This is a genomic window from Streptomyces sp. NPDC047085, assembly GCF_040643735.1.
Taxonomy (GTDB): domain Bacteria; phylum Actinomycetota; class Actinomycetes; order Streptomycetales; family Streptomycetaceae; genus Streptomyces.
This window is the reverse complement of record NZ_JBEYUW010000003.1, coordinates 813,978-840,973: the sequence shown is the minus strand read 5'-3', so window position 1 is coordinate 840,973 and position 26,996 is coordinate 813,978. Positions and strand designations below refer to the sequence as shown.

Sequence of the window (26,996 nt, the reverse complement as noted above, 5' to 3'; positions counted from 1 at the left end):
TGCCCCGCATCGGAGGTGATGTCGTGTCAGGAGTGCTTCTGCGTCTGGCCGGTGCGGTCACGGCGGCGGCCCAGGCCGTCCTCGCGACGCCCGTACCCGCAGTGGCCGCGCCGCCCCCGCAGCAACCGGTCTCCCAGCTGCTGAGGGACCTGCAGAACCTGTACCGGCAGACCGAGCAGGCCACCGAGACCTATGACGCCACCGCGGAGAAGCTCGCGCGGAAGCGGGCCGAGGTGAACCGGCTGGACGGTGAACTGGCCCGTGCCCGGCTCGCGTTGCAGGACAGCCGGGACGACGCCGGACGGCTGGCCCGGCAGCAGTACCAGAGCAACTCCGACTTCTCCCCGTACCTCCGCCTGCTCCTCGCCCGCAACCCGCAGCAGGCACTGGACGAGGGCCATGTCATCGGCCGGGTGGCCCGCGCGCGCGCCGGGACGGTGGACCGTCTCACCAGCGCCGAGCAGCGGAAGGACACGCTGGCCAGGGCGGCGCGCAAGGCCCTGGACACCGAGCTGGCCCTCGCCGGGAAGCAGCGGAAGGCACGGGACGACGTGAAGGGCAGGCTGGCCGACGTCGAACGCCTCCTCGCCTCCCTCACCCCGCAGCAGCTGAGCGCCGTGGCCCAGCTGGAGCAGACCGGGGTGGCCTCCGCCCAGCGGAGGCTCACCGCCTCGGGCGCCCTCGGCCCCGACCGCCCCGCCTCCCCGGAGGGCAACCGGGCGGTCCGCTACGCCATGGCCCAGCTCGGCAAGCCCTACCAGTGGGGCGCCGCCGGCCCCGCCGCCTACGACTGCTCCGGCCTGACCTCCCAGGCCTGGGGACACGCGGGCACCCCCATCCCCCGCACCAGCCAGGAACAGTGGGCCCGGCTGAAGAAGGTCCCGCTGAACGACGTGCGGCCGGGCGACCTGGTCGTCTACTTCCCGGAGGCGACCCATGTCGCGATGTACGTGGGAGACGGAAAGGTCGTAGAGGCACCGAGGCCGGGTGAGAAGGTCGAGGTCTCTCCCCTGGCGTCCCACCCGGTACTCGGTGCCGTACGGCCGGACGACTCCCGGTCAGGCGACTGAGGCCAGGTAGGCGGCCGTCTTCTCCGGGTCGGAGAAGCAAACCCACGACCCCACAAGGCTTCCACCAGCGGTTTCTACCGAACTGGCCACCCTGCGCGGGGCCGTGGGCCGCCTCTGGGCCGTCAGACGGGACGTTGGGCCGTGGCGTAGACCGTCGCGATCGCCGTACGAGTCCGCTCCTGGCTACTCGGCATGAGGTGAGCGTAGATCCGTAGCGTCAGGGCGGCGTTGCTGTGCCCGAGGTACTCGCTGACTGCCTTGATGCTCTCCCCGCCGTCCAGGAGCGCGGACGCATAGAAGTGCCTCAGCGCATGCATGCCGTGTTGACGGGCCGCCCCATAACCGGCCGCCTTGGTCTCTGGCTGCGGGATGACGCCGGCCGCGACGAGCGCGGGCTTCCACGCCTCCTCGTTCAGGGAAGTACGCCACACGTGGTTGCCCCCAGGCGCCATGAAGATGAGCCGCCGGGTCACCTTCGGCCCGTCAGGCGTCTTCCAGGGCAGCGTGATCTCAACCGGCGGGAACTGCTTCATGTGGGCCCTGAGCGCGTCGGCCACGGGGCCGGGAAGCGGTACATCCCTGGTCTTGCCGCCCTTGGGCAAGGCGAACACGGGCTTGCTCCGGCTGAGCTTGAGCTGCTGAACCACGTGCAGCGTGTCGGAGTCGAAGTCGATCGCGTCCACAGCGACACCCAGGATCTCCCCCTGGCGCATGCCGCAGCCCGCCCCTAGGTCGACCATGGCCCGGTACCGTTCCGCCATCGCTGCCCGTACAGCGAACACCCGCTCTACCGACCAGGGCACCACGCGCTTGGGGTCAAGCGCCGGCGGCTTGACTGATCGGGCGGAGACCGGGTTGCGGCTCAGGTATCCGTCGTCAACGGCGGCGCTCAGGGCCGCTCGTACGTTCGCATAGATGATCCGGCCGTATGACCCGGGCACGCTGGCTTCAAGGGCCGCCACCCACTCTCGGATGTGCTCCGGTTTGAACGATCCGAGCGGGCGGGTCCCGATGTACGGGAAGGCGTGGAGCCGGAGCTGGGAGTTCATGGACTCCATCGTGTTCGGGTCGGCACCGAGGGTCGTGAGCCACTTCTCCGTGTACTCCTGGAACGTCACCTTGGCCGCACCCGGGTCAACGTAGTGCCCGGTCGACATGTCCGCCTCGATGCGGTCCAGCCACCGCTCAGCCTCCCGCTTCTTTCGATCGGGGAAGCTCTTGGACTTCTCGGTACCGTCGGGACCGACGTACCGGGCCCGGTAGCGCATGCCGGTGCCATAGCGGTCGGTCTTGACCTTGACCGGCTTGCCGTCCGGCCCTGTCTCGGTCTTGTACCAGCGATCTTGGATATGGCCAGCCATCAGGCAGCCTCCCCAAGCTGAGAGTCCACCCAAGCCCGCACATCACTGGGGTCGAAGCGCAGGTGCCGACCGGCTCGGAAGCCGCGGGGACCAGTGTGCTTGCGGCGCCACTGGTAGACCGTCTCCACGCTGGGGAGTTCGAACATCTCGACCAGGTCCTCAGGGGTCAGGAACCGGTTCGGCAGCTCTGAGGCCATGGTCAGCAGTTCCTTTCGTCGGCGAGCAGGGCGGGTAGTTCCTCGCGGGCGGTTTCGCGGTTGTGCTGGATGTCGCGGCGGATGTTGGCGGCGAGCCAGGATTCGCCGGGGGTGTGACCGTGGCCGGCGTAGGTCCAGTGGGCGAGGGTCAGAGTGGTGGCCTCCGTCTCGTCGTCGGGGTCGGGAAGGCCGAGGGCGGCGCGTTGTTGGGCGGCGCGGTAGTCGGCGCGGGTCTGGCGCAGGGCGCCGAGGGTGGTGGAGTAGCGGCGGGACTTGGTGGAGAAGTGGCCGCGAAAGCCGAGCATGTGGGCCCAGTCGCGGAGCTTGCGATCCGGGTAGAGCGGGTGCAGGTCGAGGCAGGCCGCGATGAGCCGGGCGGGGTGGTCCGGGACACCGAGGAGGTCGAGGGCTTCTTTGCTGCCGATGCGGCGGTCGACGGTGCCGGTGGTCTCGGCGGCCTTGGTGGCGTACTTGGCGACGTAGGAGGCCACGGCCTGTTCGGTGATCTCGGAACCGTCGCCGAAGGCGCGGATCGGGCGGACGTCGAGCTGGGTCCCCCATGTGAGGGTGCGGCCCGGCTCGACGCGGGCCGGTTGGTCGGGATCCGGCTGGTACCGAGCCGGGGGCACGTCGACCGCGACGCGGGCGGCGGCAGCATGGATGGCGTCGGTGAGCAGGTCGAGGGTGGCCCAGGCCGGCGGGGGATCGTCGGGTCCGTCGGGGCCGTCGAAGCGGATCACGGCATGGAAGTGGACCGCGCCGCGCTTTTGGTACTCGGCGACCTTGCCGAAGGAGACGCGGGACTGTTCGCGGGCGGCTTTCTGCGTGAGGCCGGCACGGCGGGCAATCTCGCGGCGCAGGTAGATCGTGAAGTAACGCCACAGCTCGGAGGCGTGGTTGTTCCACAACACCGCACCCGCGTAGTCGTAGCCGTCGGGGTCCAGTGGGGTGCCGAGTTCGGGTGCGTCCTCCGGGTGGTGGGTGCCGCAGCGGCAGGGCCGGTTGCCGGGCCGATTGTGGACCGGGCCGAACGACGGGGCGGTGAGGGTGGCGAAGACGCGGGGGTGATCGCGGATGGTGTGCGGGGTGCCCTTGTCAGGGTCGCCGACCAGTCCGGCGCGGATCAGATGGTAGGTGTCGCCCGCGTAGGTCCAGGCGCAGGCCGGGCAGCGGGAGGCACGGCGGTTACCGCAGGCGAGGCGGAGCCGGCCGCCGGGTTCGGTGTCGGTCGAGTACGCGTGCAGCACCTGCCCCGTGTTCGCGTCGCGAGTGACGGTCGAGCCCATCAGGTGGATGGGGTCGGAGCAGCCGCCGGTGCGGCGGATCTGGTCCTGGATGCGGTCGAAGCCGGTGGACCCGGCCAGCCTCAGCACGTCCGCGAGGGTGGCCGGGTCCAGGCCCGCCATGGTGGCGGTGTCGATCACGCGCCCGTCACCGCCCGGTCTTGGCGAGCGCAGCGGCGGGGGCGGTGTGGCCGGTGCCCTTGCAGGTCGGGCAGGTGACGCGGAGGGTGGCGCGGGTGCCGTCGGCGTGGCGGGTGCCGGTGGTGATGGCGGCGGTGGCGAAGCCGTCGCAGTCGCGGCAGACGCGCGTGATCTGGGCGTGCTGGGGCATCATGAGGCTTCCCTTTCGGGTCCGATGGGTCTGGAAGGGGTGCAGGCGCCGGGGCGGCGGATCTTTGGCGAGAGAGCCGCCCCGGGGCCGTTCAGCGGTGGTTGTGCATGTCCTTGATGAGCAGGCGCAGGACGACCGCGACCACGGCGACGGAGACGCCGGTGATGGCGACCGCAAGCAGCAGCGAGACCAGGACCGCGCCGACGACGAGGACCACGGCACCGCCGCCAGCGGCGAGGGCGAGCGCGCTGCCGGGGGTGAGCTGGACGGTGGGCCGGTTGGAGACCGGAGCTGCGGGGACGACGACTGGGGCCGAGGCCTGGACGGCAGGGGCCGAGGCAGTGGCCTGGGGCTGGATGACGGCCGGGGCGGTGTCCTGGGGCGGGTACTTCGGGGTAAACACGATGGGTGTCCCTTCGGGTCAGTTGTGGACGAGGGAGCCGACGACGGGGGCGAGGATGCTGTGGGCGACGAGGTAGCCGCCGAGGAGGAGCAGGGCCACGAGCCACCACGGCGGGCGGGCGAGCTTGACGCCGAGATAGGCGACGACGGCGACGGCGAGCCAGAGCGGAACGTCCATGACGGGTGTCCTGCCTTTCAGGCCTTGCAGCGGTGGGTGCGGGCGGCGAGTTCGGCGCCGGCACGAGTGGAGTAGTCGGCGTCGAAGCCGCAGCCGGGGGCGGTGCAGGCGGCGGTGTGCGTCTCGCGGCCACGGCCGTCGTACGAGGTGCCGACCTGCACGGGGCCTATGCGGATCACGTTGCGGAAGCGGCGGTAGGCGGTCACGGGTGAACCTCCCTTCCATTCAGGCGAGTTGGAGTTGGTCGGTGATCGCACGGGTCATGTCGTCGGGCAGGCCGAGACGGGCCGAGAGAGCATCGGCGGGCATCGGCGACCCCGTGGAAACCCGGTGGGCCTCCGCGAGCTTGCGGGCGTGGTCCAGCAGCGCGGCCGGGACGACCGGGGCCGGGGCCGCGGGCTTCGCCGGGGCCGATTCCGGTGCGGGGGCCAGTTCAGGAGCAGGGGCGGGCGCGGGTTCGTCGGCGCGGTGCATCTCGACTTCCGGCGCAGCCACCTCATCCACAGGCTGCGCGGGAGCGGCCGGGTCGGTGGACGAATGGACCAGGAGGGTTCCGCCCAAGAAGGCCAGAGCGGGCCAGCCGGCCACGAGGATGCACAGCCAGGCGGGCACGTGGGCCAGATCCAGGAGCCCGGCGGTGGCGATGTTCGCGCCGAGCGAGGCGAACAGGGCGATGACAAACCAGGTCCAGGCGGAGCGGTCGCGGCGGGCCGTCCGCAGCCGGCGCCAGGCGGCGACCAACAGCAGGTCAACCGAGACCGGGTAGGCCCAGGCCTTCCAGCCGGACTGACCGGCCGCCGCCGCGAGGTCGTGCAGGTGGGCGAAGGACAGCGCACCAGCGATGACGGCCTGTACAAGTACGGCATCAACGCGGATCGAGCGGGACATGCGGGGCACCTCCCTTCAGGGAAGTCGTGCCAGGGACGGACGGGGAGCGGTGTCCAGCCGTCCCGCCCCGGCGGGGATTCAGTCGGTGGGGGCTTCGCCGGAACCGAGACAGGCCAGACAGAGGCCGGTCTGTCGTCCGACGGTGCGGCGCCTGCGGCCGACGCGGACGGTGCGGGAGACCTCACCGGTTCCCTTGCAGGTCGGGCACTGCTTGGCCTGGGGTTCGGTCAACTTGCGCGACGTCATGGCGATCACGACTCCAGACGCGGGTAGTCGTGGCCGGCGGGCGGATAGACGCCGGCCGCGCGGTGGCTGAACTCGGCGTCGAAGGCGTTACTCAGGGTGGTGACGAAGGCGTCCCGCTCGGGGTGGAAGTGCAGGTAGTCGAACAGAGTTTCGAGCAGGACACCGAGCCGGTTGGCGTCGTCCCGCTCCAGCGGGGTGAACTCGTACCAGGGCTTGCCGGGCATTGCTGGCCTCCTGTTTTCGGCATGGCTCGGGTAGGGACCTGACACGAGGCGGTCGCGCCGACCGTGGAACGGGGGTGTTACTCGGTGACCGGTCGCGGCTTGACCAGCGACGGGCCGTCCGCCGGCGCCTCGGCGGGCACGTCGGGGCGGAAGGGTTCGAGGAACGGGAGATCCGGGACCAGGTGGGCGAAGTCCCGACAGACGGCGGCCACTTCGGCACGGGTGACAGAGGGGGTGCGGATCTTGGACCAGCCACCCGAGGTGTCCGCCGCGACAGCGGTTCCGGGGCGCTCCATCGGGATCAGACTCGCGGCCGGCACCGCGTCCGGGGCCACGTCCGCCAGGCCCATCTCGGCGGTCTGCTTGTCGTTGACCCGGTGCACGACACGGCCCGTGAGCTGTGCCCGGAGCATGGTGGCGCCCTTGCCCAGGTCGGAACCGAAGCGCTGCCCGCAGATCTCCAGATGGATCCCGACCGCACGGGCCATCTGCGCCAGCCGGATCAACGCGGTCACGATCCGCTCGCGCCGCTCCTCATCCTTGCGGGAGGAGATCAGGAACAGCTCCGCCACCTCATCCACCAGGACGATCACAGGCACCGGGCGGAGGTCTTCCGGCAGTTCCCACAGGTCCGAGGCACCATGCTTGCTCAGCAGGTCGAAACGGTCCTCCATCTCCGCGACCAGCACCCCGAACAGCGAGGCGGCATCATCCGGGGTGATGGCCAGGGCCGACAGGCGCGGCGCGTAGGCGGACTGCTCCACCCCCCGCTTGCAGTCGACACCGACCAGGGCGATCGGAAGTTGGGCCAAGCCCTTGATCAGGTTGCGCTGATACATGGACTTGCCCGACCCGTTCGCGCCCAGGGTGAGCGCCATCGGCGCCTTGCGGTAGTCCCGCTCGAAGGCCTTGCCGTCTTCACGCAGGGCCACCGGCACGACCATGTCGCGGGGCCGAGCCGTGCGGGGCATCCGGACTCGACGCAGCACGTCGTACCCCGTCATGCGCAGTTCGATGAACCCCGGCTTGGTCTCCGTCACGGTCACCGAGTGGACGCCCCAGGCGTGCCGCAGCCGTTCGGAGGCGGCGACGACGTCGGCGGGCTCCAGGCCGGCGGGGAGCCGCAGGGTCACCCGCAGCCCGGTCGAGGTGCCCCGCACCCGGCGGATCTTCGGCGGGACCGGCTGCACCTCACGGCGGGCGACGTTGCGGGTCACGAACGCCCGCAGGCCCGACGGCTGAACCGTCAGCCCGCACACGTCCATCGTGGACCGGTAGGAGAACCCGAACCGGGCCACCGTCACCGGCAGTCCGACCAGCGCCCAGTACGCACGCGGCGCCCGTACCTTCGCGTAGCCGACACCACCGGCGCCCGCTAAGCCGGCCGTGGCCTCCAGCCACATCGTCAGGTCCGACATGGTCAGACCGCCGGGGTGATCGCGACCGCGCGGAACGAGATCCCGTGCCGCTTCTGGCCGTTGAACTCGTTCTCCCAGTCACGCGCCTTCAGCCCGACGACCCGCACCGGCGTGCCCGGCACCAACCCCTCCTGGAAACCCGTCTCCGGGATGGTCACCTGGTACAGGTTCCCCTCACCCTCGTCCGAGACCAGCAGGCCCACCGTCGACAGGCCGGCGCCCGTCTCCCGGTCCATGGCCCGCTCCCCGGTCTTCGCGTTGGCCAGCTTCGGCGTCGGCGCGGTCGCCACGAACACCACAGCGGTCGAAAGGTCAATCTTGAAGGACGGCATGGAAAGCACTCCTCGAAGAGGCCGACAGCGGGAGGCAAGCCAACCTCCCTAGGGAGATTGAATCGCGACCTCCCTAGGGAGGTCAAGCGGCTAGTCGTCGAAGGCGCCCCTGGGGACAGCAAAAAGGCCCACCGAAGTGGGCCTTTGCGTTCAATGCTTATTTTCTGACGACGCGTCAACTTCCGAACGAGTAGCGCAGCGCGTAGGCGCCGGCGTCGAGCAACATCTGGTTGACCTCAACCGCCCTGCCGTCCGAGGTGTACGCCGTGCGGCAGATCTCGATCACCGGCGTGCCGGGGAGGACCGACAGGCCTACCGACTCCTCGGAGCTGGGCATGCGGGCACGCAGATCCTCGCTGAAGCGAACCGGCTCGGCACCGAGTTCCGCCAAGCGCTTGTACGTTCCACCCGGTCCCGAGTCCGGTTCGGCGATGCGCGAGTCGCGAACCAGGTCGGCTGGAAGGTACGAGACCGCATTCTGGACCGGTTCGCCCTCGACCAGGAACCGCCGACTGCGGACGATGACACGTGCGCCTTCATCGAGATCAAGAATGCGAGCCACCCAGCGCGGCGCGTCGGTCTCGTACACCTCAAGATCGGTCACAGTCATCGGTCGCTCACCGACGTCCGCAGACCAGATCGACTTTCCTGCCGCCCACTGATCGCGGGAGAGGCGCTTGGTCGCGTCTCGCAGGATCGGCTTGAACTCCCGCACGTACGTGCCTGAGCCAGGGCGCGAGACGGCTACGCCCTCTGCCACCAGCAGCTTCAGCGCACCACTTGCTGTCATCTTCGCTACGCCGTACTCCCTGACGAGCGCGGGTTCCCCAGGCAGCCGGGCACCAGGCCCAAACTCACCATCGTCGATCCGTGCCCGTAGGTCGTCGGCGATCTGCCGCGCGTCGGGCATCGATCAGCCTCCAGTTCCCTAGGGTGGTTCTACCGTAGTGGGTAGTCACGACACCCGCGAACTCAAGGTCGAGCGATGCAGCCGTGTTGTTACAGGTTTCCCTACCTCATCAAGCACCCGTCGTCGCTTCGCTCCTCCGGGCGGGCGCGGGCGGCCGGCGGCGCCCGCGCTCATGTCTCCGCCCCGCTCGGCACCGCCGCCCGCCCGCTCCCGCCCAAGAGGCAGGCACACAGTGCATGAGGTCAAAACACGTCGTGGCTGGGGCGGTCGGCTCCGCGACTTTAGCCAGCCACTTTGGCGCGAGCCTCGAAGATCATGGCCCCAACGTCGTGCTTTACCGGGCAGGTCCACAGACTGCCCGACGCGCCGGAAGCTTACGGGGCCATGATCACTCGCGCCAAAGCAGCTCCCGGCCAAAGTCGCTACGCCGACCTCACCGGAGTTACCTGAACCATCGATGCGCCAGGTATGCGCCTGTTACTCACTGTGTTCCGCTCATACTGTTGGCGGAGTGGAATGGCTGACCTTGATCAGCACGTTGAGCGGCGGCGTGCTTGGTGTGGGCTCAACACTGGCCGTTGAAGCTTTTCGTGCCAAGCAAGAGCGGGGACACCATCATGCAGAGCTGCAACGCACGGCGTGCGTCCGGTACCTCACAGCACTCACCGAGACCGAGACAGCGCTACAGACACTCGCGCTGAGTCGTTCGACCCCTGTCGCGAACGGCGAAGTGGTCGAAGCCTTTCGCTCACACCACGTGATAGCAGCCCGGTACGAGCTGTTCCTGGTGGCACCACCAACGGTGTACGACGCTGCCCGCAAAGCCTACGACCGGCTGAGGGCTATACGGGTAGCCATAGCCACAACCAACGTCGTCGTGGCTGACGACTCAGCAGACTGGCAGGCGATTCATGCCCCGTACGACGACGCATTCCGCCAGCTCCGCGTAGTCATGCGCGAATCGTTGAACCACGGTCTCAGGCTCTGACGTGAGGGTTGTCCGGTCGGCGTCGATGGTCGTCGCAGCCTTCCTGACCAGGCCAGGAGACCTCAGCGACCTTCATGCCCGTAGTTCGCATCGAGGAGGCGGTCGTGCCCCTTGCGTGCCCGCTTCAGCGGGGAGCCACGGGGAACACCGGTCAGTCACGGTAGCCGGACACGAGAAAGGCCCCCGACGAATTAACCAGGTCGGGGGCCGTTTCCGCTGCTCTCAGAGCGGAGGCGGTGGGATTTAAACCCACGGTGACATCGCTGCCACGACGGTTTTCAAGATCGACGCAGGCTTGAACGGACATTCAGACGCCGCCGACCTACAGAGCGGCGCATACCCTGATCGCACCAATAGCCAGGAGACCCCATGGAAGACCTGACGGTTTCGGCTGTGACACGCGTGCTGAGAGCCGTTGTGTCGGCAGCTTTCTTCGTGTTGGAAGCGGTCGCGAACTTCCTCGGCGTCCGAGACCGGATAAAAGGTATGAGGTGGGACAAGAACGGCGATCGCGACCCGCCAGTGACTGGCAAGTGATCCCCTGTGAGTTCATGCCCGACCAGCTGAGTCCGCTGCTGAGCGCGCATACGCGATCTTCCAAACGGGTGCTCCAGGACCCGGGCAACGGCGTTTGGCTGGGTCAGACTCCACCTTCTGTGCGGCGTAGGTTGAAAAGAGCCGTCCCGGACCACTAGCCGAAGATCATCTCATCCCCCTAGTATCCCGTCGCAGCCCAGCCCGCTTTGACGTCGGCCCAGTGGGTGCCTCGGTCACAGCTGGAAACCGTGCGAGACAAGGATCACTAGGATGAAGAAGCGTTCCAAGGCATTCGGCGCTGCTACAGCGGGTCTGCTGGCTGTACTTGCGGTGGCTACCCCGGCCTCCGCCGCCACCTACACCGTCACGAGCTCCGCCCCCCACACCGGCGACGTGTGTACCGTCAACCCCTACTACTGCCACGGGTCCGCGTCGTTCGTCAAGGACGGTGACCACCTGCTGGTCTGGGACAACAACAGTGACGGCCACTCGGTGGTGGTCAGGTACATCCGGTCCGACGACGGCGGCGCGAGGCACGACGACTGGAACCACTACGGGGCCGGAACCAAGCTGGACATCAACATGGACCTCCCGGAGGGCCAGTGGCCGCAGGCTTGGATCGAGTACGAAGTCTGCCTGGGTGAGTACAACAACGGCTACGACGCGACCATCATGCTCGACACCTGCTCGGGATACAGAATCGAAGACACCGCCTGATCCCTCTGCCCGCCGCAAAAACGCGCGTGCCGGCTGTTGGTCCCTGCGACTGGCAGTCGGCCGCTCCATCCCCAGGTGGCCTTCCAAACCGGTTGCTGTACAGCGGTGAAGTACAGCAACCGTGGCGACCGTGGCCGCCCGACAGCAGCTCCCAACCCCTGCTCAGCCACCTCGGCGACCCTCAGCGACCGAAGTGCCCATAGTTCGCATCGAGGGAGCTGAGCGCCGGCGGACCCCAGCGGCCCCGGTACAGCCGGGGCCGTCTGTGGGCCGTCCGAGGGCGGCCAACGGCGACCAACAACGACAGAGGACGACAGCCGGACCCAGGTCAGAGACCCGTCAGGCTCCAGCGACCGAGGCCAGATAGGCGGCAGTCTTCTCCGGGTCGTAGAAGAAGTTCTCGAAGTCGGCCGGGTCGTCGAAGGCGTTGGCGAAACGGTCCGCCACCGGCTGCAGCTGTCCCGCCGCGCCGATGAGGTTCAGCACGTGCTCCGGCGGCGGCGCCAGCATCGCGTTCGTCCACTTGGTGACGTGCGACGCCGTGCCCCAGTACCGCTCGAACGTGCCCCGCATCCACTCCTCGTCGAACGGCTTGTCCTCCCGCTCGAGAATCGAGGCGAGGTAGGCGGCCGCGCACTTGGAAGCGGAGTTGGAGCCCTGCCCGGTGATCGGGTCGTTGGCGACGACCACGTCGGCCACGCCGAGGACCAGGCCGCCGGAGGGCAGCCGGCCGATGGGGTTGCGGACGGTCGGGGCGTAGCGGCCGGCCAGCGTGCCGCCGGCGTCCGTCAGCTCGACCTTGGTGGCCCGCGCGTACTCCCAGGGAGTGAACTTCTCCATGAGTTCCAGGGTCAGGGAGAGGTGCTCCGCCGGGTCCTTGACGCCGTTGAAGACGTCGAGCGGGCCGCCGGGTATGCCCTCCCAGAACAGGATGTCGGCGCGTCCGGAGGTGGTCAGCGTCGGCATGACGAACAGCTCGCCGACGCCGGGGACGAGGTTGCAGCGGACCGCGTCGAACTCCGGGTGCTCCGGGCGCGGGCCCAGTCCGTGCACGTACGCCACCGCGAGGGCGCGCTGCGGCTCGGTGTACGGGGAGCGCTCCGGGTCGCGGGCGAACATCGACACCAGCTCGCCCTTGCCGGCGGCGACGAGGACGAGGTCGTAGGCGCGGGAGAAGTAGTCGAGGTCGCCGACGGCCGCGCCGTGGATGACCAGCTGGCCGCCGCGCTGGGCGAAGGTCTCCATCCAGCCGGCCATCTTGACCCGCTGGTCGACCGACTGCGCGTATCCGTCCAGCCTGCCCACCCAGTCGATCGCCCGCTGGGTGGGGCCCGGGTCGTGCGAGCCGGGGGCCGCGACCGAGACGCCGAGTCCTTCGATCTTCGGGGCCTGGGACTCCCAGAAGTTCAGCTGGAGATCGCGCTCGTGCCCCAGTGCCGTGTCGAACATGCACTGCGTCGACATGACCCGGCCGGAGCGGATCTCGTCCGCGGTCCGGTTCGACATCAGGGTGACCTCGTAGCCGTGCGACTGCAGGCCGAGGGCGAGCTGGAGGCCGGACTGGCCGGCTCCGACGACGAGTATCTTCCGCATGCGGGTGGTGGCTCCCAGGTTCCTAGGTGACTACTCGGGGGTTTCGTCCAGCGCGTGGCCCACCAGGGCCAGGAGGGTCTCGATCACCGAGATCCGGCGCCGGGCGTCCATGATCATGACCGGGATGTGCGCGGGTATGGTCAGCGCCTCCCGGACGTCCTCCGGCTCGAACAGGTCGCTGCCGTCGAAGTGGTTGACCGCGACGACGTACGGCAGTCCGCAGCTCTCGAAGTAGTCGAGCGCCGGGAAGCAGTCCTTCAGCCGGCGGGTGTCGGCGAGGACGACGGCGCCGATCGCGCCGCGCACCAGGTCGTCCCACATGAACCAGAACCGCTGCTGGCCCGGGGTGCCGAACAGATAGAGGACGAGGTCGTCGTCGAGGGTGAGCCGGCCGAAGTCCATGGCCACCGTGGTGGTCAGCTTGTCGGGCGTGTCCGAGAGGTCGTCGGTGCCCTCGCTCGCCTGGGTCATCAGCGCCTCGGTCTGCAGCGGCGTGATCTCCGAGACGGCCGTGACCAGCGTGGTCTTGCCGACGCCGAAGCCGCCCGCCACCACGATCTTCGTGGCGACGGGAGCCCTGTCGCGGTCCGTCTGCCAGGCTTTCAGGTCCTCGTCGGGCTCGGCGAACCCGGCGACGAGGGGGACGCCTCCGAGGGAGGCGGTGGCGTCAGAGACGGCGGAGTCCACTCAGCACCCTTTCCAGCAGAGCGCGGTCCGGGCGGCCGGTGCCGTGACCGGTTCCGGTGCCGTACACACGGATCTTTCCCTGGTCCGCGAGGTCGCTCAGCAGGACGCGGACCACGCCGAGCGGCATCTTCAGCAGCGCGGCGATCTCGGCCACCGTGCGCATGCGGCGGCAGAGTTCGACGATGGCCCTCATCTCGGGCATGACCCGGGTGGTGAGGGAGCCGTTCGTCAGTTCCTTGCGCTCCTCGGGGGCTTCGAGGGCCGCCGTGGCGGCCACGAACGTCTCCACGAGGAGGACGTGGCCGAAACGGGTACGGCCGCCGGTGAGCGAGTAGGGGCGGACGCGGGCGGCCTTGCGATCGCCGCCGCGCACCGGGAGCCGGTTGCTCTTGGCCGTGCCGCTCATCGGGGGCTCCCCATCGACTCGGCTTCCAGGGATTTGCGCAGCTCGCTGCGGAGTTCGGGGGTCAGGACGTGGCCGGCGCGGCCGACGAAGAGGGCCATGTGGTACGCCACCACGCTCATGTCGCACTCGGCGGAGCCGTGCACGCCGAGCAGGGAGCCGTCGCTGATCGACATCACGAACAGGCTGCCCTCGTCCATCGCGACCATGGTGTGCTTGACGGCGCCGTGGTCCAGCAGCTTGGCGGCGCCGAGGGTGAGGCTGCCGATGCCGGAGACGATGGTGGCGAGGTCGGCGGAGGAGCCGCGGGGGCCCTTCGCCGGGCGGTGGCGGTTGGTGCGGGACTCCTCCGTGCGGGCGGGGTCCGAGGACAGCAGGAGCAGGCCGTCGGAGGAGACGACCGCGACGGACTGGATGCCGGGTACTTCCTCGACCAGGTTGGTCAGCAGCCAGTGCAGGTTGCGGGCTTCACTGCTCAGTCCGTAGGTACTGGAGGTACGAGAGGTACTGGGCGTGGTCAACTGCTTGCCTCCTCGGCTGTGCCCCCCGTGGTGTGTTCGGTGTGTGCGGCGATCTCTGCGGCTACGTCGCGGTAGCCGGCCTGGGCGCCCTGGCGGAAGCCGCCCAGTCTCCTGCGGAGGGCTTCGGCGTCGACCGAGCCGGTCCGCTGGCGCGGGGCGTGGGCGGGGGCGGTGATCTTGGGGGTGCGCTTGGGGAGGCCTTTGCTGGTCAGCGGGTCGGCCTGCGGCGCGTCTGCCTGCGGCGCTTCGGCGGACGTCGCCTCGGCTTCGCCTTCGGCGCCGTTGTTCCCACCCGCACCACCCGTGCGGGTCTCGTTGTCGAGTGCGGGTGGCCCCTGTGGGGGTGCCCCGCCGTCGGCGGCCGCGGGTGCGTGGGACGCCGCGGCGCGCTCGCGCGCTTCAAACGCCGAGACACGCTCGGGGAAGTCGAACGCCGTGGCGCGCTCGGGGGTGTCGGACGCGGAGAAGCGCTCGCGTGCGTCGGAGGCGGAGGCGCGCTCGGCGGTGGCGGACGCGGAGGCGGGGTCGGGGGTGTCTGACGCGGAGGCGGGGTCGGGGGTGTGGGACTCCGGGGAGGCCTGGGTGGCTTCCGGGAGGAGGAGTTCCATTGTTTGTTCGGGGAAGGTTTCCGCCGGGGCCTTGGGGCGGGTGGGGGAGTCCGCTGGGGCCGGTTCGGGTGCGTCCGCGCGGGCGTGGGTGTCCGTGGGGAGGGGCAGCTCCCGATCGGGGTCCGGGTCGGCCGCGCTGGTGTGCGCCGCCAGAGCTTCGGGAGCCGGGGTCGTCTCTGTGTCGCGTACCGCGCGTTCCGCCAGGGCCACCAGGGGGTCCTGGGCCTTGGGGCGGGTGGGGAGGAGGTTGGAGTTGGCTTCGGCGGCGGCGCCGGGGAGGGCGAAGGTCTGGGTGGTGTCGGAGCGGGTGACGGGGGGCGGGAGCGGGGCGGAGGGGGCCTCGGCGAGGAGGGACTGGGGCAGGACGACGACCGCGGCCACCCCGCCCTGCTTCTGCTCGCGCAGCTGGACGCGGACGCGGTGGCGGTGGGCGAGGCGGGCGACGACGTAGAGGCCGAGGCCCAGGCCGTCCTCGCCCTCCTGGTCGTAGGGCGAGTCCGGGTCGAAGTCGGCGAGGCGGGAGTTGAGGCGGTCGAGGCGGTCGGAGGCCATGCCGATGCCCTCGTCCTGGACCGAGAGCATCACCTCGCCGCTCTCCAGGAGCCAGCCGGACACCTCGACGGGCAGGTCCGGCGGGCAGAACGAGGTGGCGTTCTCCATGAGTTCGGCGAGCAGGTGGGAGAGGTCGTCGGCCGCGAAGCCCGCGATGTGGGCGTGCGGGGGCAGCGCCGCGATGCGGACGCGTTCGTAGCGCTCGATCTCGCTGACCGCCGCGCGGACCACGTCGACCAGGGGGATCGGGCCGTGGTGCTGCTGGACGTGCTCGGTGCCGGCGAGGACCAGGAGGTTCTCGCTGTGGCGGCGCATGACCGTGGCGAAGTGGTCGAGCTTGAAGAGGGTGGCCAGGCGCTCGGGATCCTGTTCGCGCTCTTCCAGGCCCTCGATGACCGCGAGCTGGCGTTCGACCAGACCCAGCGTGCGCAGGGCGAGGTTGACGAACGTACCGCCGATGCTGGCGCGCAGCCGCTCCAGCTGGGCGGCGGACTCGGCGAGTTCGGCGCGCAGCTCCTCGCGGGCGTCGGCCATCTTCTGCCGCTGGCCGACCAGGTGCTTGCGGTCGGTCTCCAGGGTGCCGACCCGCTCGTGCAGGGTGACGGCGTGCGCGTGCAGGGCGTTGACGGAGCGGACGACCTGGGCGAACTCGTCGTTGCGGCCGGTGAAGGTGACCGGTTCCTGGGCGGCCGGGTCCTCGGCCTCGGCCAGCCGGGCCGAGCCGCGGCGCAGGACGGACAGCGGTCGGGTGAGGGTGCGGGCCATGGCGGTGGCGATGCCGACGGCGACCAGCATCAGGGCGCCGAGGACGGCGACGCGGATCTCCAGGGCGGTGACGTCGTCGTCCCGGAGCGTCGCGAGGTCCTTGGTGCGGTGGTCGTAGAGGGCCGACTCGGTGCCGCGCATCAGGTCGACGCGGGCGGACAGGGCCGCGTCCAGCTTCTTGGTGCTGGTGGTCAGCTCGTTGTCGGCGAGGGTGGGCTGGTCGGTGAGCGCGGCGACGTACTGGTCGGCGGAGTTGACCTCGGGTCCGGTGACCGTGGAGTCGTAGGAGTCGACGGCGGCCTGGGGCGCGGTGGCGCGGAAGCCGGCGAGGGCGGCGTCGGCGCGCAGCCGGGCCTGCTGGGCGGCGGCGGTGAGCGCGTCGCGCTGTTTGCGGTCCGCGTCGGTGGTGGTGCGGGTCGTGGTGGGCAGGCCGGTGACCGGGTTGATCACGGTCTGCTGGGTGGAGGGGATGTTGAGCGCGGCCAGCAGCAGGCCGCGGGCGGCGGCGGACTGCTGGACGGCGGAGTCCAGTTCGGCGAGCGCATGGGCGCCGGAGCCGGCCCGCGGGGGCATCTGCTCGGCCAGCTGCTCGGCGAGCCGGTGCAGGGCGGTGATGGTGGCCGAGTACGCCTGGTGGGTCCCCAGGGCGTCCGTCTTGCCGGTGAGGGCGGCCCGGCGGACGGCCGCGATGTCGTCGAGGCCGGCGCGCAGCGCGGCCGGGGTGTCGGTGTCGGCGCGCAGTTCCTCGACCTGACGGTCGACGCGGGCGCTGCGCTGCTCGGACGGGGCCTTGTCCTTGGGGCGGCCGGCGGCGACGTAGGAAGTGACCTCGTCACGTTCGTCGGCGAGGGAGTGGGCGAGCGTCAGCGCGTCCTGGGTGCGGGCGGCCAGCGTCACCAGGTCCTGGGAGTCGCTGACGTCCGCGGAGGCGGTGAGCAGCGCGGGGGCGCCGGCTCCGGCGATGGCGGCGGCCACCACGGCCACGGCCACGATCAGCCGGGTGCGCACATGGGTGGGGCGGCCGGTGCCCACGGGGGTCTGCTCGTCGGCCCCCTCGGGGGTCGTCTGCCTGCCTGTGCGCCGAGGCCGCTTCATCTGCACCGGTGCTCGCAATCCTGAACTCGTCTACCCAGGGGCCCGGATGGCGCCCCGTGGTCTCGATGCCAAGTGGTGCGTACACCCGGTTCGTACGGTTCCCGACCCTCCCAGCGCCGGTGGGCGGTGGTCGCGCATCACCTGACCCGCCACCCGAAGGAGTGAACATCGGAGGAGAGTTGACGGGCAAGTTCCTCCGGCGTGTGCGGCGGCCCTCCGCGGCGGGCCGGTTGGACGCGCGCGGCAGGCTTTGGCAGTATTCGCCGCCACGCCTTTCCGGAGTGCGTCATATACCCGCAAATCAGGCGCGTGACCTGCACGGTCGTGTCAATTCGGCCGCGCTTGGCGGTCTTTGGCGGAGCCTGTGAAAGGGTCGTGCAGACTGGCCGGATGCGAACCGATCTCGTTTCGGAACCCGGCGACACGTCCCGCCCCAACGAGGACTTCGCCGGTGTCGGACTACCCGCCTCCGGTCAGGGCGGTTGCGTGATCTTGCTGGACGGGGTGACTCCCCCACGAGGCGGCACGGGGTGTCTGCATTCCGTCCCCTGGTTCACCGCGCGGCTCGGCGGCGCGCTGACCGAACTGACCGTTTCCGGCCGAGATCTGACGCTGACGGAGATTCTCGCGCGGGCCGTCGCACGCACCGCCGACGCCCACGCGGACACCTGTGACCTTTCTCACCCGCGCACCCCGCAGGCGACCGTCGTCCTGACCCGGTGGTCCGCCGACACCGTGGAACACCTGGTTCTGTCCGACTCCGTGCTGCTCCTGGGCGCGCCGGACGGCACGGTCACCCCGGTCCTGGACGACCGCCTCGCCCGGCTGCCCCGCTCCGCCCTGGCCACCGACGCCCTGATCGACGCCAATCTGCGCAACAAGGAGGGCGGCTTCTTCACGGCCGCCGCCGACCCCTCGGTCGCCGCCCGCGCGGTCACCGGCACCGTGCCCCGCCGGGACGTCCGGGCCCTGGCGGCGCTGACGGACGGCGTCGGCCGGTGGACGGAGAAGTTCCACGAGGGCGACTGGGCGGCCCTGTTCGACTTCGTCGCGAAGGAGGGGGCGCGGTCCCTGGTCGACCGGGTACGGGAGCTGGAGACGGCGGACCGCGAGGAGCGGGCGTTCCTGGGACGCAGCAAGACGCACGACGACGCGACGGTCGTGTACGTCGAGCTGTGAGCCCGCTTCCCTGCTTCCCTGCTCCTCCGCTTCTCTGCTTCCCTACTTCTCCATGACACCGTTCAACTGGTGCAGCAGCCGGGCCAGTTCGGCCACCTCGCTGCGGTCCCAGTGGGCGAGCTGGCTGACGTAGCGGGCGCGGCGGGCCTCGCGGACCCGGCCGACCCGGCCGCGGCCCTCCTCGGTGAGCGTGACCAGCCAGGCGCGGCCGTCGGCCGGGTCGGGCTCGCGGGCGACCAGGCCCAGCTCCTCCAGGGCGCGCAGCTGACGGGACATGGTGGCCTTGCCGACGCCGATGTAGGCGGCGAGTTCGGTGGCGCGCTGGCCGCCGAGTTCGTCGAGGCGGATGAGCAGCCCGTACGCGGAGGACTCCAGATCGGGGTGGACCTCTCGGGCCATCTCACCCTGGTTGGCCCGGGCGCGCCGGAACAGCACGGTCAACTCCCGCTCCAGTGCCAGGAATTCCTGGTCCGCGCCACTCGGCGTCACCTCGTCGGCGACACGTTGTACGTCGCCGTTTGCGTGCTCGTGCACGTCAGCACCCCTGATCGGTTTCGCGATCCTGAAAGTTTCCGTCAAACCCCGTCATTGCCGCAGCTCCGTCAGTATTTCGCAGGCGTAGACCAACGGCAGCCTCCGGACCCCCTTCCCACGCAGCTGTCTACGTGCGTAGCTTCTTCACGAGGCAACGAATGGCATGCCCACGCCAGTGGGCGGCGGTACCACCAGGGTCCCCCCACCTCTCTCCTCCGGAGGCACGTCATGCCCGTGCACAGACCCGGCTCCATCCGCCCCCGTCCGCTCGCCGTGCTCGTCACGGCCCTGCTCGCGGCGCTCTCCCTCTCGCTCCCCCTCACCACCGCCCAGGCCGCGACCACCCCCGCCCGCGGCTCCGCCCACATGGGCATGGGCGTCCTCGCCCACGACGGTCAGAACGGCACCCCCACCACGGGTGACGTCACCCAGACCGAGGGCGTAGACGTCTCCGGCTACCAGGGCAACGTCGCCTGGAGCACCCTCTGGAACAGCGGCGTCCGCTGGGCCTACACGAAGGCCACGGAGGGCACGTACTACACGAACCCGTACTTCGCGCAGCAGTACAACGGCTCGTACAACATCGGCATGATCCGCGGCGCGTACCACTTCGCGACCCCGGACACCACGAGCGGCGCCACCCAGGCCAACTACTTCGTGGACCACGGCGGCGGCTGGTCCCGCGACGGCAAGACGCTGCCGGGCGCGCTCGACATCGAGTGGAACCCGTACGGCGCCGCCTGCTACGGCAAGACACAGAGCGGGATGGTCAGCTGGATCGCCGACTTCCTGAACCAGTACCACGCCCGCACCGGCCGCTGGGCCGTGATCTACACCGCCACCAGCTGGTGGACCCAGTGCACCGGCAACTACGGCGGCTTCGCGGTGAACAACCCGCTGTGGATCGCCCGCTACGCCTCGGACCCGGGCACGCTGCCGGCGGGGTGGTCGTACTACACGATGTGGCAGTACACCTCGTCCGGCCCGACGGTCGGGGACCACGACAAGTTCAATGGGGCGCTCGACCGGGTGCAGGCGCTGGCCAACGGCTGACCCCGAGCGATGCCTGTGCGGCGGCCGTCCTTCGGGGCGGCCGCCGTTCGTCTGGGGCGGCCCCTGTTCTCGCCCGGGGGTGGCCGCCGTTCCGCTGCGTTGGTGCTCCGCGCCGCCCCGGATGATGCTGGTCGAGAGAGCCTGCCTCCGTAGCAAGGGTGAGATGAGCCGCGATGGAGCGACAGTCGACGTACACGGCCACGGCCACCATCGATGAGCGGGGCATCCTGACCGGCTGGAGCGAGGGCGCCCAGCGGCTGCTCGGCTACGAACCCTCGGCGGTGCTCGGACGGCCTGCCACCGGGCTGCTCGCCACGCAGGGCGGGGCGGCCCACCGGGCGCTGTCGGGGCGGTGGCGCTGGAACGGCACCGTGCCGCTGCGGCACCGGGACGGCCGGTGCCTGGAGCTGGCTCTGCTCGCGCACCGCCGGACGTCGGACAACGGGTCGACCGACTGGCTGGTGGTCACCGCCGTACCGTCCCGCCCGCGCCCGCCCGAGGGCGTGCCCCTGGAGGAATGGGCCTTTCTGCAGTCCCCTTTCCCCTTCGGCATCTTCGACACCGACCTGCGCCTGATGCGCGCCAACCGCCGCCTGGAGCGCGCGCTCTCCCTGCCCGAGGCGGCGATCCGGGGGCTGCGGCTGACCCACATCGTGCCCGGCGCCGCCGGCGAGGAGACCGACCGGGCGATACGCGGGGTGCTGGAGACCGGCGAGCCCCAGGAGGCGCCCGCCCTGTTCGCCCCGCACGTCGGCGGGCCCAGCGTCCTCACCCCGCTGAAGGACCCGAAGGGGCAGGTGCGCGCCGTCTGCCTGGCCGTGCGCCAGCGCACCCAGGACACCGGCGCCGTACCGCCCGCGCCGGGCGAGCCGGCGGCACGGGCCGATGCGGGTGAGACGGCGACGGGGGCCGGTGCGGGTGAGACGGTGGCGGGGGCCGGCGCGGGCGCGGCCGACCTCGCGAGCGCCGCGCGGGAGCTCGCCGATGCCGCGGTCCCCCGGCTCGCCGACTTCGTGGCCGTCGACCTGCTGGACTCCCCCCGTACGCGCGACTGGTCCAGCACGTCGGCGGGCCCGGTCGTGCTGCGCCGCGCCGCGGTGCGCTGGGTCCCGCAGGGCGAACCGCTGCCGGGGGCGCGCGAGGGCGAGGCGAGCGCCTACGAGCCCGGGTCGCCGCCCGCGGAGTGCCTGGCGTCGGGCCAGGCCGTCCTGTACGGCGTCTCGGACCCGATGGTCGCCGGGTGGGCCGCGATGGACCCGGCGGCCGCGTGGCTGCGCGTGTCCAACACCCACTCGCTGATGGTCGTACCGGTGCTCGCCGAGGGCAGCACGCTCGGCGTCGCCCTGTTCGGCCGGCACCGGCCCTGGGTGCCCTTCGGCCCGGAGGACCTGCGGATCGCCGAGGACCTCACCGGCCGGGCGGCCACCGGTCTGCACCACGCCCGCCGCTACTCACGGGCGCGCACCACGACCATGTCCCTGCAGCGCAGCCTGCTCCCGCACGCCCTGCCCGACCAGGACGCGCTGGAGATCGCCTCCCGCTATCTGCCCGCCGCCACCAAGGCCGGCGTGGGCGGCGACTGGTTCGACGTGATCCCGCTGTCCGGCGCGCGGGTCGCCCTCGTCGTCGGGGACGTCGTCGGGCACGGCATCCGCGCCTCCGCCACCATGGGCCGGCTGCGCACCGCGGTCCGCACGCTGGCCGACGTCGATCTGCCCGCCGACGAGCTGCTCACCCACCTCGACGACCTCGTGCTGCGCCTGGCCGCCGACGAGGGCACCGCGGACCCGTCCGCCGAGACCGCCGGGGGCATCGGCACCACCTGCCTGTACGCGGTCTACGACCCCGTCTCGCGCCGGTGCACCGTCGCCCGGGCCGGCCATCCGCCGCCCGCCGTGGTCACCCCGGACGGCACCGCCCGCTTTCTGGACGTGCCCGCCGGTCCGCCGCTGGGGCTCGGCGGGCTGCCCTTCGAGGCCTTCGAGACCGAACTGCCCGAGGACAGCCTGCTCGCCCTCTACACCGACGGGCTGCTGGAGGCCCGCGACCACGACATCGACGAGGCGCTGGACAAGCTGTTCGCCGCGCTCGTCCGCCCGGCGCCGACCCTGGACGCCGTCTGCGACCGGGTCCTCACCGAGCTGCTCAGCCACCGGCCCGAGGACGACATCGCCCTGCTGGTCGCCCGCACCCGGGCGCTGCACGCCGACCGGGTCACCACCTGGGAGCTGGAGAGCGACCCCAGCATCGTCGCCCGCGCCCGCAAGTACGCCGACGAACAGCTCACCGCCTGGGGGCTGGACGACGCCGCCTTCACCACCGAGCTGATCGTCAGCGAACTGGTCACCAACGCCATCCGCTACGGCCGGCCGCCCATCCAGCTCCGGCTCATCCACCAGGACTCCACCCTGATCAGCGAGGTCTACGACTCCAGCGGCTCGACCCCGCACATGCGGCGCGCCCGGATCTTCGACGAGGGCGGCCGGGGCCTGCTGCTGGTCGCCCAGCTCGCCGACCGTTGGGGCACCCGGCACGACCGGATCGGCAAGACGGTGTGGGCGGAGCAGTCCGTCGACCGGCCGCGCACGGGGTGAGCCACGGCGCACAGGGAACCGCCCCGCCGGGGGAGGCGGGGCAGTCGGTTCGCTCATGTGGCTGAGGAGCGGGCGGTCACTTGACGATCGGGCCGGTGGGGGCGGGGGTGCCGGTGCCGGTCCCCGTACCCGTGCCGGTCCCCGTACCCGTGCCGGTCCCCGTGCCGGTGCCAGTGCCAGTCCCCGTGCCGGTGCCGGTCCCCGTACCCGTGCCAGTGCCAGTGCCAGTCCCTGTGCCGGTCCCCGTACCCGTGCCGGTCCCCGTGCCGGTGCCAGTGCCAGTCCCCGTGCCGGTGCCGGTCCCCGTGCCAGAGCCAGAGCCGGAACCCGAGCCGGAACCCGAGCCGGAGCCCTTGCACTTGCCGTCGTGGCTGTCGTGGCTCTTGTGCTTGTCATGCTTGTCGTGGCTCTTGTGCTTGTCGTGATGGCTGTCGCTCTTGTGATGGTCCTTGGCGACCAGCGTCACCGCCGAGGATTCCGGCATCGGAGCCGCCGTCGCCGCGGCCGCCGGCACGATCACTCCGCCGATGACGACCACGGCCGAGGCCACGAGCGTCGTGAGGCGGATGCCGCGGTGGGAACGGTTCTCGGCACGGTTCTTGGCGATGCGCGTCATGATCTCTCCTACTTGAGTCTCTTGGGTCGGGCCCTTTTCGGTTTCCGGTCCGTCCGGTGGGGCCGTGCTTCAAGTAGGCCGGAATTCCGCGACGCGCTCACGTTCCGAGGATTCGGGACTTGACCGCACGCTAGGCGTCGGGTAGCAGCACCGGGCCGGCCCAGGCGGGCGGCTCGGGCACCGGCGTCGGAGCCGCCGCGGGCGGGGGCTCAGGCGCGGGCGGAGGCGCAGGTGGGGGCGGAGGCTCGGGCGGGGGCTCGTACGGAGCCGCATCGCCGGCCATCGCGGAGCGGAGTGCCGCGACGAACTCCAGGCAGGTGTCGTAGCGGTCCTCCGGGGCCTTCGCCAGGGCCTTGTGGAGGACGGCGTCGGCGGGCGGCGGGATGCCGGGCCGCTCCTCGCTCAGGACGGGCGGGGGGTCGTACTGGTGCGCCCACAGCAGTTCGAGGTCGTCCTCGCGCCGGAACGGCGGCAGGCCCGCGAGCATCTCGTAGACGACGCAGGCGAGGCTGTAGAGGTCGGACCGGCCGTCCACGGGGCGGCCGGCGATCCGCTCCGGCGCCACGTAGTCGAGGGTGCCGACGAACTCGCCCGCGGTGGTGAACCCCGTCAGCGACAGGGACTTCTTCGCCAGTCCGAAGTCGGTGAGGTAGACGTGCTCGGGGTGGTCGCTGTCGACGCCCTTGGCGACCAGGACGTTGCCGGGCTTGACGTCCCGGTGCACCAGTTCGCGCTCGTGGGCGGCGTCGAGCGCGGACGCCAGCTGGGCGGCGATCCGCAGCGCCACCGGTACGGGCAGCGGGCCGTCCCGGTCCAGCAGGGCGCGCAGGTCGAGGCCGGTGACGTAGCACATCGCGATGTACAGGATCCCGTCGGTCTCGCCGGCGTCGAAGACGGGCACGATGTGCGGGTGGTCGATGGCGGCGGCCACCCGGGACTCGTGGGCGAACCGGCGCCGGAAGGCGTCGTTGCGGGCGTACTCGGGGGCGAGGAGTTTGAGGGCGACCGTGCGGCCGAGGCGCAGGTCGGTGGCGCAGTAGACGACGGCCATGCCGCCGTGGCCCAGCTCGCGCTCCACCCGGTAGCCCGCGATCTCCGCCCCGATCAGGGCGGAGGGCCGGCCCACCTGCCCACTCACGCCTGAATTCTACCGAGTTGACCATGCGCGTGCCTGCTCATGGCCAGGGCATGGCGGAGGCCCGGGCCTCCCTCACGGAACCCGGGCCTCGCCCTTCCCGCACCCGCGGGCGGAGCCCGCCATGGACACCGCGTCACGCCGCCACGGGAACCTCCGGCGTCGCGTCGTTCGCCGCCGTGGCGGGCGCGAGCGCCAGCTCCAGGACCTGGCGGACGTCGGTCACGGCGTGGACGTCGAGCTTGTCCAGCACCTCGGCCGGGACGTCGTCCAGGTCGGGTTCGTTGCGCTTGGGGATGATCACGGTGGTCACCCCGGCGCGGTGCGCGGCGAGCAGCTTCTGCTTCACGCCGCCGATGGGCAGCACCCGGCCGGTCAGCGAAACCTCGCCGGTCATCGCCACGTCCGTGCGGACCAGCCGGCCGGAGAGCAGGGAGGCGAGGGCGGTGGTCATCGTGATGCCCGCGCTCGGACCGTCCTTCGGGACCGCGCCCGCCGGGAAGTGGATGTGCACGCCCCGGTCCTTCAAGTCGGCCACCGGAAGCTCCAGTTCGGCGCCGTGGCTGCGCAGGAAGCTCAGCGCGATCTGCGCCGACTCCTTCATCACGTCGCCCAGCTGGCCGGTCAGGGTCAGGCCTGCCGCGCCCGTCTCCGGGTCGGCGAGGGACGCCTCCACGTAGAGGACGTCGCCGCCGGCGCCGGTGACCGCGAGGCCGGTCGCCACGCCCGGGACGGCCGTGCGCCGCTCGGCCGGGTCCTGGGCGGACTCGGGCACATGGTGCGGGCGCCCGATCAGACCGCGCAGGTCCTCGTCCCGGACGGTGAACGGCAGTTCCCGCTCGCCGAGTTCGTGCTGGGCCGCGACCTTGCGCAGCAGCCGTGCGATGGACCGCTCCAGGGTGCGCACGCCCGCCTCACGGGTGTACTCGCCGGCGAGCTTGCGCAGCGCGCCCTCGTCGATGGTGACCTCGTCCTTGTCCAGGCCGGCCCGCTCCAGCTGGCGCGGGAGCAGGTGGTCACGGGCGATGACGACCTTCTCGTCCTCGGTGTAGCCGTCCAGGCGGACGATCTCCATACGGTCGGCGAGCGCCTCCGGGATGGCCTCCAGGACGTTGGCGGTGGCGAGGAAGACCACGTCGGACAGGTCCAGTTCCACCTCCAGGTAGTGGTCCCGGAAGGTGTGGTTCTGGGCCGGGTCCAGGACCTCCAGCAGGGCCGCGGCCGGGTCGCCCCGGTAGTCCGAGCCCACCTTGTCGATCTCGTCCAGCAGGACCACCGGGTTCATGGACCCGGCCTCCTTGATGGCGCGGACGACGCGGCCGGGCAGCGCGCCGACGTACGTGCGCCGGTGGCCGCGGATCTCGGCCTCGTCCCGGACGCCGCCGAGGGCGACGCGGACGAACTTGCGCCCCATGGCGTGCGCGACGGACTCGCCGAGGCTGGTCTTGCCGACGCCGGGCGGGCCGACGAGCGCGAGCACGGCACCGCCGCGCCGCCCGCCGATCACACCCAGACCGCGCTCGCCGCGCCGCTTGCGCACGGCCAGGTACTCGGTGATGCGCTCCTTCACGTCCTCCAGGCCCGCGTGCTCGGCGTCGAGGACGGCCTGGGCGCCCTGGATGTCGTAGGCGTCCTCGGTCCGCTCGTTCCACGGCATCTCCAGGACGGTGTCCAGCCAGGTGCGGATCCAGGAGCCCTCCGGGGACTGGTCGCTGGACCGCTCCAGCTTGTCGACCTCCTTGAGGGCGGCCTCGCGGACCTTCTCCGGCAGGTCGGCGGCCTCGACGCGGGCGCGGTAGTCGTCGGACTCCTCGGCCGAGTCCTTGGAGTCGCCGTTCAGCTCGCGCAGTTCCTTGCGGACCGCCTCCAGCTGGCGGCGGAGCAGGAACTCGCGCTGCTGCTTGTCGACGCCCTCCTGGACGTCCTTGGCGATGGTCTCGGCCACGTCCTGCTCCGCGAGGTGGTCGCGCAGCTGCTGCGTGGCGAGCTTGAGGCGGGCCACCGGGTCGGCGGTCTCCAGCAGCTCGACCTTCTGCTCGGTGGTCAGGAACGGCGAGTAACCGGAGTTGTCGGCGAGCGCGGAGACGTCGTCGATGGCCTGGACGCGGTCCACGACCTGCCAGGCGCCGCGCTTGCGCAGCCAGGCCGTGGCGAGGGCCTTGTACTCCTTGACGAGTTCGGTGACGTGACCGGGCAGCGGCTCGGGCACGGTCTCGTCGATCCGCGCCCCCTCGACCCACAGCGCCGCACCCGGGCCGGTGGTCCCGGCGCCGATCCGCACGCGGCCACGGCCGCGGATCAGCGCGCCCGGATCACCGTCGGCCAGCCGGCCGACCTGCTCGACGGTGCCGAGCACACCGGTGCCCGGGTACGACCCGTCGATGCGGGGCACCAGGAGGACCTTGGGCTTCCCGGGCTCGGAGCGGGCGGCGGCCTGCGCGGCCTCCACCGCGGCGCGTACGTCGGGGTCGTTCAGGTCCAGCGGCACCACCATGCCGGGCAGCACGACTTCGTCGTCGAGCGGCAGCACGGGGAGGGTGAGCGATGCGGGCGTCGAAGCCATGATTTCCCCTTCGGCA

Annotated in this window: 29 protein-coding genes; 7 read left to right on the top strand and 22 right to left on the bottom strand. The window is 71.1% G+C overall.

Features of this window, described 5'->3' with window-relative positions; translation table 11 throughout:
• Positions 1–23: 23 nt before the first annotated feature.
• The gene (locus tag ABZ865_RS14850; protein ID WP_361229275.1) at positions 24–1,070 is read left to right on the top strand and encodes a C40 family peptidase; all 1,047 of its coding nucleotides are present in this window, start codon (positions 24–26) and stop codon (positions 1,068–1,070) included.
• A gap of 122 nt (positions 1,071–1,192) precedes the next feature.
• On the opposite strand, the gene ABZ865_RS14845 is transcribed toward ABZ865_RS14850, so the two are convergent.
• The 13 genes from ABZ865_RS14845 to ABZ865_RS14785 all read right to left on the bottom strand — a co-directional run bounded on the left by ABZ865_RS14845 (position 1,193) and on the right by ABZ865_RS14785 (position 8,840).
• Positions 1,193–2,431, bottom strand: coding sequence for a tyrosine-type recombinase/integrase (locus ABZ865_RS14845; protein ID WP_361229272.1), 1,239 nt, complete (start codon positions 2,429–2,431; stop codon positions 1,193–1,195).
• Positions 2,431–2,628, bottom strand: a complete 198-nt coding sequence (locus ABZ865_RS14840) for a helix-turn-helix domain-containing protein (RefSeq protein ID WP_361229269.1) — start codon at positions 2,626–2,628, stop codon at positions 2,431–2,433. The genes ABZ865_RS14845 and ABZ865_RS14840 overlap by 1 nt, the downstream gene beginning before the upstream one ends.
• Before the next feature lie 2 nt (positions 2,629–2,630).
• Positions 2,631–4,052 (bottom strand): replication initiator protein RepSA, encoded by a 1,422-nt coding sequence (gene repSA / locus ABZ865_RS14835; protein WP_361229266.1) that lies wholly within the window; start codon positions 4,050–4,052, stop codon positions 2,631–2,633.
• Positions 4,053–4,059: 7 nt separating this feature from the next.
• Positions 4,060–4,242: a hypothetical protein gene (locus tag ABZ865_RS14830; RefSeq protein ID WP_361229727.1), complete on the bottom strand. Its 183-nt coding sequence runs from the start codon at positions 4,240–4,242 to the stop codon at positions 4,060–4,062.
• A gap of 91 nt (positions 4,243–4,333) precedes the next feature.
• Entirely contained in the window at positions 4,334–4,645 is a 312-nt protein-coding gene (locus tag ABZ865_RS14825; RefSeq protein WP_361229263.1) for a SpdD protein, read from the bottom strand.
• A gap of 18 nt (positions 4,646–4,663) precedes the next feature.
• Positions 4,664–4,822: a hypothetical protein gene (locus ABZ865_RS14820; protein WP_361229260.1), complete on the bottom strand. Its 159-nt coding sequence runs from the start codon at positions 4,820–4,822 to the stop codon at positions 4,664–4,666.
• A gap of 17 nt (positions 4,823–4,839) precedes the next feature.
• Complete coding sequence (locus ABZ865_RS14815) at positions 4,840–5,028, bottom strand: mobile element transfer protein (RefSeq protein ID WP_361229257.1); 189 nt, start codon at positions 5,026–5,028, stop codon at positions 4,840–4,842.
• 19 nt (positions 5,029–5,047) lie between these two features.
• Positions 5,048–5,710, bottom strand: a complete 663-nt coding sequence (locus ABZ865_RS14810; RefSeq protein WP_361229254.1) for a DUF2637 domain-containing protein — start codon at positions 5,708–5,710, stop codon at positions 5,048–5,050.
• A gap of 78 nt (positions 5,711–5,788) precedes the next feature.
• On the bottom strand, positions 5,789–5,956 hold the full coding sequence (locus tag ABZ865_RS14805) for a hypothetical protein (protein ID WP_361229251.1): 168 nt from the start codon (positions 5,954–5,956) through the stop codon (positions 5,789–5,791).
• Positions 5,957–5,961: 5 nt separating this feature from the next.
• Positions 5,962–6,180 carry a hypothetical protein gene (locus tag ABZ865_RS14800; RefSeq protein WP_361229248.1) on the bottom strand — a complete coding sequence of 73 codons (219 nt, stop codon included), beginning with the start codon at positions 6,178–6,180 and terminating at the stop codon, positions 5,962–5,964.
• A 77-nt stretch (positions 6,181–6,257) separates the two neighbouring features.
• Positions 6,258–7,598 carry an FtsK/SpoIIIE domain-containing protein gene (locus ABZ865_RS14795; protein ID WP_361229245.1) on the bottom strand — a complete coding sequence of 447 codons (1,341 nt, stop codon included), beginning with the start codon at positions 7,596–7,598 and terminating at the stop codon, positions 6,258–6,260.
• A 2-nt stretch (positions 7,599–7,600) separates the two neighbouring features.
• Positions 7,601–7,930: a hypothetical protein gene (locus ABZ865_RS14790; RefSeq protein ID WP_361229242.1), complete on the bottom strand. Its 330-nt coding sequence runs from the start codon at positions 7,928–7,930 to the stop codon at positions 7,601–7,603.
• 175 nt (positions 7,931–8,105) lie between these two features.
• Positions 8,106–8,840, bottom strand: a complete 735-nt coding sequence (locus ABZ865_RS14785; protein ID WP_361229239.1) for a GntR family transcriptional regulator — start codon at positions 8,838–8,840, stop codon at positions 8,106–8,108.
• Between the two features lie 511 nt (positions 8,841–9,351).
• On the opposite strand from ABZ865_RS14785, the gene ABZ865_RS14780 reads away from it, so the two are divergent.
• From ABZ865_RS14780 to ABZ865_RS14770, 3 genes are all read left to right on the top strand, one after another.
• Positions 9,352–9,828, top strand: a complete 477-nt coding sequence (locus ABZ865_RS14780; RefSeq protein ID WP_361229236.1) for a hypothetical protein — start codon at positions 9,352–9,354, stop codon at positions 9,826–9,828.
• Between the two features lie 369 nt (positions 9,829–10,197).
• Entirely contained in the window at positions 10,198–10,365 is a 168-nt protein-coding gene (locus ABZ865_RS14775; RefSeq protein WP_361229233.1) for a hypothetical protein, read from the top strand.
• Between the two features lie 270 nt (positions 10,366–10,635).
• Positions 10,636–11,082 (top strand): hypothetical protein, encoded by a 447-nt coding sequence (locus tag ABZ865_RS14770; protein WP_361229230.1) that lies wholly within the window; start codon positions 10,636–10,638, stop codon positions 11,080–11,082.
• 339 nt (positions 11,083–11,421) lie between these two features.
• On the opposite strand, the gene ABZ865_RS14765 is transcribed toward ABZ865_RS14770, so the two are convergent.
• From ABZ865_RS14765 to ABZ865_RS14745, 5 genes are read right to left on the bottom strand one after another with little or no spacing between them, the layout of a single operon-like run.
• Positions 11,422–12,675, bottom strand: a complete 1,254-nt coding sequence (locus ABZ865_RS14765) for a styrene monooxygenase/indole monooxygenase family protein (protein ID WP_361229227.1) — start codon at positions 12,673–12,675, stop codon at positions 11,422–11,424.
• A gap of 30 nt (positions 12,676–12,705) precedes the next feature.
• Positions 12,706–13,362, bottom strand: coding sequence for an ATP/GTP-binding protein (locus ABZ865_RS14760; protein ID WP_361229223.1), 657 nt, complete (start codon positions 13,360–13,362; stop codon positions 12,706–12,708).
• Complete coding sequence (locus tag ABZ865_RS14755) at positions 13,343–13,768, bottom strand: DUF742 domain-containing protein (RefSeq protein WP_361229220.1); 426 nt, start codon at positions 13,766–13,768, stop codon at positions 13,343–13,345. The genes ABZ865_RS14760 and ABZ865_RS14755 overlap by 20 nt, the downstream gene beginning before the upstream one ends.
• The gene (locus ABZ865_RS14750; protein ID WP_361229217.1) at positions 13,765–14,286 is read right to left on the bottom strand and encodes a roadblock/LC7 domain-containing protein; all 522 of its coding nucleotides are present in this window, start codon (positions 14,284–14,286) and stop codon (positions 13,765–13,767) included. The genes ABZ865_RS14755 and ABZ865_RS14750 overlap by 4 nt, the downstream gene beginning before the upstream one ends.
• Complete coding sequence (locus ABZ865_RS14745) at positions 14,283–17,306, bottom strand: nitrate- and nitrite sensing domain-containing protein (RefSeq protein ID WP_361229724.1); 3,024 nt, start codon at positions 17,304–17,306, stop codon at positions 14,283–14,285. The genes ABZ865_RS14750 and ABZ865_RS14745 overlap by 4 nt, the downstream gene beginning before the upstream one ends.
• Positions 17,307–17,696: 390 nt before the next feature.
• Between ABZ865_RS14745 and ABZ865_RS14740 the strand changes: the two genes are divergently transcribed.
• Positions 17,697–18,485, top strand: coding sequence for a protein phosphatase 2C domain-containing protein (locus ABZ865_RS14740; protein WP_361229214.1), 789 nt, complete (start codon positions 17,697–17,699; stop codon positions 18,483–18,485).
• Between the two features lie 42 nt (positions 18,486–18,527).
• Here ABZ865_RS14740 and ABZ865_RS14735 read toward each other — a convergent pair whose 3' ends face one another.
• Positions 18,528–19,019 (bottom strand): MarR family transcriptional regulator, encoded by a 492-nt coding sequence (locus ABZ865_RS14735; RefSeq protein WP_361229211.1) that lies wholly within the window; start codon positions 19,017–19,019, stop codon positions 18,528–18,530.
• 228 nt (positions 19,020–19,247) lie between these two features.
• On the opposite strand from ABZ865_RS14735, the gene ABZ865_RS14730 reads away from it, so the two are divergent.
• Together ABZ865_RS14730 and ABZ865_RS14725 are read left to right on the top strand one after the other, a co-directional pair.
• Positions 19,248–20,072, top strand: a complete 825-nt coding sequence (locus ABZ865_RS14730) for a lysozyme (RefSeq protein ID WP_361229208.1) — start codon at positions 19,248–19,250, stop codon at positions 20,070–20,072.
• Positions 20,073–20,245: 173 nt separating this feature from the next.
• Positions 20,246–22,666 (top strand): SpoIIE family protein phosphatase, encoded by a 2,421-nt coding sequence (locus ABZ865_RS14725; RefSeq protein ID WP_361229205.1) that lies wholly within the window; start codon positions 20,246–20,248, stop codon positions 22,664–22,666.
• Positions 22,667–22,742: 76 nt separating this feature from the next.
• Here ABZ865_RS14725 and ABZ865_RS14720 read toward each other — a convergent pair whose 3' ends face one another.
• From ABZ865_RS14720 to lon, 3 genes are all read right to left on the bottom strand, one after another.
• Positions 22,743–23,282 (bottom strand): hypothetical protein, encoded by a 540-nt coding sequence (locus ABZ865_RS14720; protein ID WP_361229202.1) that lies wholly within the window; start codon positions 23,280–23,282, stop codon positions 22,743–22,745.
• Positions 23,283–23,412: 130 nt separating this feature from the next.
• Positions 23,413–24,420 carry a serine/threonine-protein kinase gene (locus ABZ865_RS14715; protein WP_361229199.1) on the bottom strand — a complete coding sequence of 336 codons (1,008 nt, stop codon included), beginning with the start codon at positions 24,418–24,420 and terminating at the stop codon, positions 23,413–23,415.
• Between the two features lie 133 nt (positions 24,421–24,553).
• Positions 24,554–26,980: an endopeptidase La gene (gene lon / locus ABZ865_RS14710; RefSeq protein ID WP_361229196.1), complete on the bottom strand. Its 2,427-nt coding sequence runs from the start codon at positions 26,978–26,980 to the stop codon at positions 24,554–24,556.
• Positions 26,981–26,996: the final 16 nt, after the last annotated feature.

Excerpts from the sequence above, each read along its gene's own strand:
- ABZ865_RS14845 (WP_361229272.1), bottom strand. The coding sequence starts at position 2,431 with ATGGCTGGCCATATCCAAGATCGCTGGTACAAGACCGAGACAGGGCCG.
- ABZ865_RS14840 (WP_361229269.1), bottom strand. The coding sequence starts at position 2,628 with ATGGCCTCAGAGCTGCCGAACCGGTTCCTGACCCCTGAGGACCTGGTC.
- ABZ865_RS14830 (WP_361229727.1), bottom strand. The coding sequence starts at position 4,242 with ATGCCCCAGCACGCCCAGATCACGCGCGTCTGCCGCGACTGCGACGGC.
- ABZ865_RS14820 (WP_361229260.1), bottom strand. The coding sequence starts at position 4,822 with ATGGACGTTCCGCTCTGGCTCGCCGTCGCCGTCGTCGCCTATCTCGGC.
- ABZ865_RS14810 (WP_361229254.1), bottom strand. The coding sequence starts at position 5,710 with ATGTCCCGCTCGATCCGCGTTGATGCCGTACTTGTACAGGCCGTCATC.
- ABZ865_RS14805 (WP_361229251.1), bottom strand. The coding sequence starts at position 5,956 with ATGACGTCGCGCAAGTTGACCGAACCCCAGGCCAAGCAGTGCCCGACC.
- ABZ865_RS14800 (WP_361229248.1), bottom strand. The coding sequence starts at position 6,180 with ATGCCCGGCAAGCCCTGGTACGAGTTCACCCCGCTGGAGCGGGACGAC.
- ABZ865_RS14795 (WP_361229245.1), bottom strand. The coding sequence starts at position 7,598 with ATGTCGGACCTGACGATGTGGCTGGAGGCCACGGCCGGCTTAGCGGGC.
- ABZ865_RS14790 (WP_361229242.1), bottom strand. The coding sequence starts at position 7,930 with ATGCCGTCCTTCAAGATTGACCTTTCGACCGCTGTGGTGTTCGTGGCG.
- ABZ865_RS14785 (WP_361229239.1), bottom strand. The coding sequence starts at position 8,840 with ATGCCCGACGCGCGGCAGATCGCCGACGACCTACGGGCACGGATCGAC.
- ABZ865_RS14775 (WP_361229233.1), top strand. The coding sequence starts at position 10,198 with ATGGAAGACCTGACGGTTTCGGCTGTGACACGCGTGCTGAGAGCCGTT.
- ABZ865_RS14770 (WP_361229230.1), top strand. The coding sequence starts at position 10,636 with ATGAAGAAGCGTTCCAAGGCATTCGGCGCTGCTACAGCGGGTCTGCTG.
- ABZ865_RS14765 (WP_361229227.1), bottom strand. The coding sequence starts at position 12,675 with ATGCGGAAGATACTCGTCGTCGGAGCCGGCCAGTCCGGCCTCCAGCTC.
- ABZ865_RS14755 (WP_361229220.1), bottom strand. The coding sequence starts at position 13,768 with ATGAGCGGCACGGCCAAGAGCAACCGGCTCCCGGTGCGCGGCGGCGAT.
- ABZ865_RS14745 (WP_361229724.1), bottom strand. The coding sequence starts at position 17,306 with ATGAAGCGGCCTCGGCGCACAGGCAGGCAGACGACCCCCGAGGGGGCC.
- ABZ865_RS14740 (WP_361229214.1), top strand. The coding sequence starts at position 17,697 with ATGCGAACCGATCTCGTTTCGGAACCCGGCGACACGTCCCGCCCCAAC.
- ABZ865_RS14730 (WP_361229208.1), top strand. The coding sequence starts at position 19,248 with ATGCCCGTGCACAGACCCGGCTCCATCCGCCCCCGTCCGCTCGCCGTG.
- ABZ865_RS14725 (WP_361229205.1), top strand. The coding sequence starts at position 20,246 with ATGGAGCGACAGTCGACGTACACGGCCACGGCCACCATCGATGAGCGG.
- ABZ865_RS14720 (WP_361229202.1), bottom strand. The coding sequence starts at position 23,282 with ATGACGCGCATCGCCAAGAACCGTGCCGAGAACCGTTCCCACCGCGGC.
- lon (WP_361229196.1), bottom strand. The coding sequence starts at position 26,980 with ATGGCTTCGACGCCCGCATCGCTCACCCTCCCCGTGCTGCCGCTCGAC.